The organism is Candidatus Frankia alpina, assembly GCF_902806485.1.
Taxonomy (GTDB): Bacteria; Actinomycetota; Actinomycetes; order Frankiales; family Frankiaceae; genus Frankia; species Frankia alpina.
On sequence record NZ_CADCWT010000297.1, the window covers coordinates 1 to 5127 of the forward strand.

Annotated in this window: 4 protein-coding genes and 1 riboswitch; of the genes, 3 read left to right on the forward strand and 1 reads right to left on the reverse strand. The window is 71.7% G+C overall.

Going from position 1 to position 5127, the window contains the following annotated elements; all coding sequences use genetic code 11:
- Positions 1 to 194 precede the first annotated feature (194 nt).
- The 3 genes from G6R25_RS21210 to G6R25_RS21220 all read left to right on the forward strand — a co-directional run bounded on the left by G6R25_RS21210 (position 195) and on the right by G6R25_RS21220 (position 2945).
- A complete protein-coding gene (locus G6R25_RS21210) occupies positions 195 to 1445 on the forward strand; it encodes a MurT ligase domain-containing protein (RefSeq protein ID WP_163554322.1) in 1251 nt (416 codons plus the stop codon).
- Entirely contained in the window at positions 1442 to 2206 is a 765-nt protein-coding gene (locus tag G6R25_RS21215; protein WP_163554323.1) for a type 1 glutamine amidotransferase, read from the forward strand. Before G6R25_RS21210 ends, G6R25_RS21215 begins: the two co-directional genes overlap by 4 nt.
- 70 nt (positions 2207 to 2276) lie before the next feature.
- Positions 2277 to 2945 carry a PHB depolymerase family esterase gene (locus G6R25_RS21220; protein WP_163554324.1) on the forward strand — a complete coding sequence of 223 codons (669 nt, stop codon included), beginning with the start codon at positions 2277 to 2279 and terminating at the stop codon, positions 2943 to 2945.
- Positions 2946 to 3572: 627 nt separating this feature from the next.
- Here the strand turns inward: G6R25_RS21220 and G6R25_RS21225 are convergent.
- Positions 3573 to 4679 (reverse strand): C40 family peptidase, encoded by a 1107-nt coding sequence (locus G6R25_RS21225; protein WP_235949342.1) that lies wholly within the window; start codon positions 4677 to 4679, stop codon positions 3573 to 3575.
- A gap of 5 nt (positions 4680 to 4684) precedes the next feature.
- A riboswitch (cyclic di-AMP (ydaO/yuaA leader) is annotated at positions 4685 to 4860 on the reverse strand.
- Positions 4861 to 5127: the final 267 nt, after the last annotated feature.

The following is a 5127-nucleotide window of genomic DNA, read 5'->3' on the forward strand; positions in this document are numbered from 1 at the left end:
CGAAAGTACCGCCGAATCTAGACACAGGGTGACGTTTCTTGACCTTCGGTGACGGTGGCTGGTGACAGGACTCGGCCGTCATGCCGCTGGCGGCGGTTCGCCGTCCGCGGCGAGGGCGCCGATCGGGATGTAACCGAACGGAAGCGGGGGTGGTCTTCGTCTCCCGGCACCGCCGTGGCACTGTAGAAAGCGCGATGACGACATCAATCCCGCGCAGGTTCACCGCCCGGACCCAGGCCGCGCTCGCCGTCGAACGCCTGGCGGCGGAGGCGTCGCGCCGCCTCGGCCGTGGTTCGGGGGAGATGATCGGTGGCAAGCTGGCCCTGCGGGTCTCCCCCGGGGCGCTGGCCGAGGTCGGCTCCCACCGCCGCACCGCCTGCGTGTCGGGTACCAACGGCAAGACGACCACCACCCGGCTGCTCGCCCGCGCGCTGGGCACCGCCGGGCCGGTGAAGTCGAACAGCGGGGGGGCGAACATGGCACCCGGCGTCCTCGCCGCGCTGTCACGCCCTCCGTTCGACGCCGCCGCCGCCCTGGAGGTCGACGAGATCTGGCTGCCGAAGGTGGCCCACGAGATCTCGCCGCAGGTCGTGCTGCTGCTCAACATCAGCCGCGACCAGCTCGACCGGTCCAACGAGACCAGGCGTATCGCGTCGATGTGGCGGGAGCTCGGCGCCGAGCTGCGTGACACCACGGTGGTCGCGAACGTCGACGATCCGCTGGTGGCCTGGGCAGCGGGCGGCTGGCACCGGCAGGTGTGGGTGTCGGCCGGCCAGAACTGGACCGCTGACGCGATGGTCTGCCCCCAGTGCGCCCGCCTGCTGCACCGCAACGACAACGGCTGGTGGTCCGAGTGCGGGCTGGCCCGGCCCGAGCCGATCGTCGCGGTCACCGGGCAGCGGGAGATTCTCTGGTACGGCCGCACCATCTCGGCCCGCCTCGACCTGCCCGGCCGGGTCAACCTCGGTAACGCGGCGATGGCCGCCGCGGCGGCCCGCGAGCTCGGTGTCGAGGTCGAGGCGGCGCTGGCCGCCATGGCCGGCCTGGGCGACGTTCAGGGCCGCTACCAGGAGGTCGCCCTCGGCGAGCACGGCCGCCGTGGCCGGCTGCTGCTGGCGAAGAATCCCGCCGGTTGGGTGGAGATGATGGAGCTGCTCGCCGACGCGCCGCCCCGGCCCGTCGTCATCGACTTCAACTCGCAGACCGCCGACGGTCGGGATCCGTCCTGGATCTGGGACGTCCCCTTCGAGCGCCTCGCCGGCCGGCAGGTGCTCGTCACCGGTGGGCGCAAGGAGGACATGAGCGTGCGCCTGGCCTACGCGGAGGTGCCGCACAGCGTGCACGCCAGCGCCGAGGACGCGGCGCAGGCGGCCAACGAGAAGGTGGTCGACATGGTCGCCAACTACACGGCGTTCCGGGACCTGCTGGTGCGGAGCTCCCGGTGAGGCGCGCCTCGGTGACCCGGATCGCGCTGATCTACCCCGAGCTGCTCGGCACCTACGGGGACGGCGGCAACGCGATCGTCCTCGAGCAGCGGCTGCGCTGGCGGGGCCTGCCCGCCGAGGTGGTCAACGTCCCCGCCGGCTCGCCGGTGCCGGACAGCTGCGACATCTACCTGCTCGGCGGGGGCGAGGACGCCCCGCAGGTCCTCGCCGCCGACGGCATCCGGCAGAACCGGGCGATCGTGCGCGCGGTCGGTTCGGGGGCGGCCGTGCTGGCCGTGTGCGCCGGCTACCAGGTGATCGGCGCGACGTTCCCGTCGGGCGGGGAGATCCACGAGGGGCTCAACCTGGTCGACATCGAGACCCGCCGCTCCTTCGCGCCGCCGGAGACACCGCCGCCTGGGCGGGCCGTCGGCGACATCGTCGTAGAGCCGGATCCGCGCCTGCACCTACCCACCCTGTACGGGTACGAGAACCACGCCGGGCGCACCAGGCGGCTGCCCGGGGCCGGCGGATTTCCGCTGGGGGTAGTGCGCCGCGGGATCGGTGACGGCGAGGACGGCAGTGGTGGTGGCGGTGGCACCGACGGCATCGTCGATGGCCGGGTTGTCGGCACCTACCTGCATGGGCCGGTTCTGGCGCAGAACCCGGCGCTCGCCGACCTCCTGTTGACCTGGATCCACGGCGATCTGCCGCCGCTGGAGGCCCCCCCGGAGGCGCAGGTGCTGCGGGAGGCTCGCCGCCGGGCCCTCGCCGGCTCCTGAACCCCGCTCGGACAGGTGGGTAGGTCCGAGCGTCATCTGGTCGCCTGTTTGCGGCGTTTCCCGGCTATCGGTGTGGTTCGGTTGGATCGTGGCGTCGAATCCACTTGCCGGCTGGTGGGGCAAGAACAAGCGAACCGTACTCATCGTCGGGGTCGTCATCGTCGTGCTCTGGGTCTTCATCGAGCATGGCAACGGCCCGAAGACCAAGCGCGTCAGCATGCCGAAGGACTACGGCTCGGCCGACCGGGAGCTGCTCGTGCACGCCCCGTCGGACCCGAAGGACCCGATCCCGCTGGTGCTGATCCTGCACGACGACAACGTCGACGCCAAGACCCTCGACCATGACAGTGCGGCCGGTTCGGTGGCGAACGCCCGCAACTTCGCGGTGGCCTACCCCGAGGCGGTCGGTGGCGCGTGGCGGATCGACTCCCCGGACGGCGTCGACGCGGCCTACCTGCGCGACGTGGTCAGCTACGTCTCCGCGAAGAAGACCAAGGTCGACCCGAACCGGATCTACGTGTGGGGCGTCGGCGAGGGCGCCCGGCTGGCGCTGACCGTCGTCTGCAGCGGCGCCAAGCCGATCTTCGCGGCCGTCGGCGTGGTGGGGCAGTTCACGCAGGAGCCGCGGTCCGCCTGCGCCGGCCGGGTCGCCGAGGCGAGGGCCGCCGAGACCGACTGGGACAAGAAGGTCAGCGAGACCCTGTGGACGGCCTCCGCCAAGCACCACCTGGGAACCTGAGCGACCCCCTGGGAACCTGAGCCTCGAACCCGACCAAGAGGCACGCATAGGGCTCGGTAGAGCGGGCCCTATGGCCCTCAGCGGCCGCGTACGCGCCCGGGATGGATGGGAGTCCGCCGATGCCGTCGGGGAGGGGGGTAGCGGCATCGGCGGACCTCAGCGGCCGGAAGGAGGCGTCGTGCGGCCGGCGCTGTAGCGAGGTCGGTGGTGCTGCGGGCGGTGACAGGGCCTGCGTGCTGGGTCGGTCCCGAGCTCGGCCGCGCGCGAGCGGAGGAGCCCACGGGGTTCGGGCGCGTGGACCGGGGCGGGTCTTCGGCGGCTTTGCCGGAACTCGCGAGATCGCGCGGTGGAGCTGCGTCCGGGGCAGCGGCGATGGTGACCCGGACGGGTCAGCGGTGCGCGCCTTGCGCCGGCCGGGGGGAGCAGGCCCGGCTGGGCGGGTGCGTACGCGGCGGCGACGGGTGCCAGACCGGCAGCCTGGACCGCACACGCGACCGAAAGGGGAGGCCGCGTCGCGGTCGGCTCGGGGCTGGACGGGCTTCGTCGTCCTTCCAGCCGAACGAGGTGACCACCGGGTGGCCGGCGCTGCGCCGCAGAGGCACGGTGCGCTGGCGCGGTGCGGACGCGCTAGAAGCGGCCGACGTAGTAGGAGGTGGTGTAAATCAACTGCAGCTTCACGACACTGCCGGTGTGCGGAGCGACCCACATCTTGCCGTCGCCGGCGTAGATGCCGACGTGGTAGATGTTCCCGGGCGAGCCGAGGAAGATCAGGTCGCCGGGCTGCTTGTTGTACTGCGATACCCGGGTGGAGCTCGCGAACTGGGCGTCCGTGGTCCGCGGCACGCTCTTGCCGAGCTGCTTGAAGACGTACTGGACCAGGCCGGAGCAGTCGAACGAGCTCGGGCCCTCGGCGCCGTAGACGTACGGCTTGCCCGCCTGCAGGGAGGCCAGGTAGACAGCCTTCGCGCCGATCGAGCTGGACGCGACCGGCACGGACACGCGGGGAAGACCGGCGGAGATGTCGCTGGCGAGGCTGCCCAGCCGGGCGGCCACGTTGGCGACCTGCGGGCGCACGTTCAGCGTCGCGTCGTTGGTCGAGTGGGCGGACTGCAGGGCGTCCGTGCCATCGAAGATCGCGGTGACGTTCGTCGTGGTGAGCACCCGCGCTGTGTAGGAGGCGTACCCTTGCGCGTTCGTCTGGAGGTGCTTGAAGGTGGCCCACCCGGTGGGGAGCTTCACCTGCACCTTGACGAGCTGGTTCGCGAGCGGCTCGTGGGTCGCCTCGTTGTACAGCGAGAAGCCGATGTCGATCGGCTCGTTCGCGTTCACGGTCACGGCCGGGTTCGTCACCCGCAGGCCGACCTGAATCTTGCCGGCCAGGGGCGGGGCGTCGACGCCGCTTGCCGCGCCGAGAGCGAGTCCCGAGGAGCTGTGCTCACTGACCGCCGCCGCGGCGATGCTGCCGCCTAGGGCGGCGCGCGAGCCGATCTGCGCGGCGAGGGTGACCGGGGCGGTGTTCGGCGACTCTTCCATCGCCGTGTCGGCGTGGACGTCGGTGGCGCAGCCAGCCAGGGCCACTCCGGAGACCGCGACGGTCCCGGTGGTCATTGCGGCGAAGGCACGAGCACGAGCACGGGCCCGACTACGGGCAACAGGCGGCGCGGACTGGGCGCGGTGACGGCCGCGACCGGCGACTCGCAAATCTTCGTCGAGCTGCACGCTTTGCGCGGACAACGGTGTATTCCTTCCCGTACGCCTGCGAAGTGAGCTGTCGGGTTCGGGCTGGGCTGCCCGGCTCGAGGCGTGACCTTCACGCTTCGAACTTCACCCCGAGACCAGCACCGCGGATCGGTGCCGGCCAGTGGAGGTGGGTCCCCCGCTCCTGCCCCAGCTGACGACTCGGAGGGGACACCGGGGCCGGGGGCAGGATTCGGCGTTCGGCCCGGTGTTGTCGTGACGTCGGCGTGAGACTAGTCCACATTGACCGGGTGGGTAAACACTAGTCCTTCCCAACTACAGAGAGTGTGCACCGAGGTGCCTTTTGCCCGATGCTCGGTCCGGTCCGCACCCGGGACCCGGTGGCGGCCTGGCTGGGCGCCGGAATCGGGGTTGGCCAGCGATTTCGCCCTCGCCCAGCGGGCCGGCGAAGGGGCTGGCCCGGACGCCGGCGGAGACCCTGGCG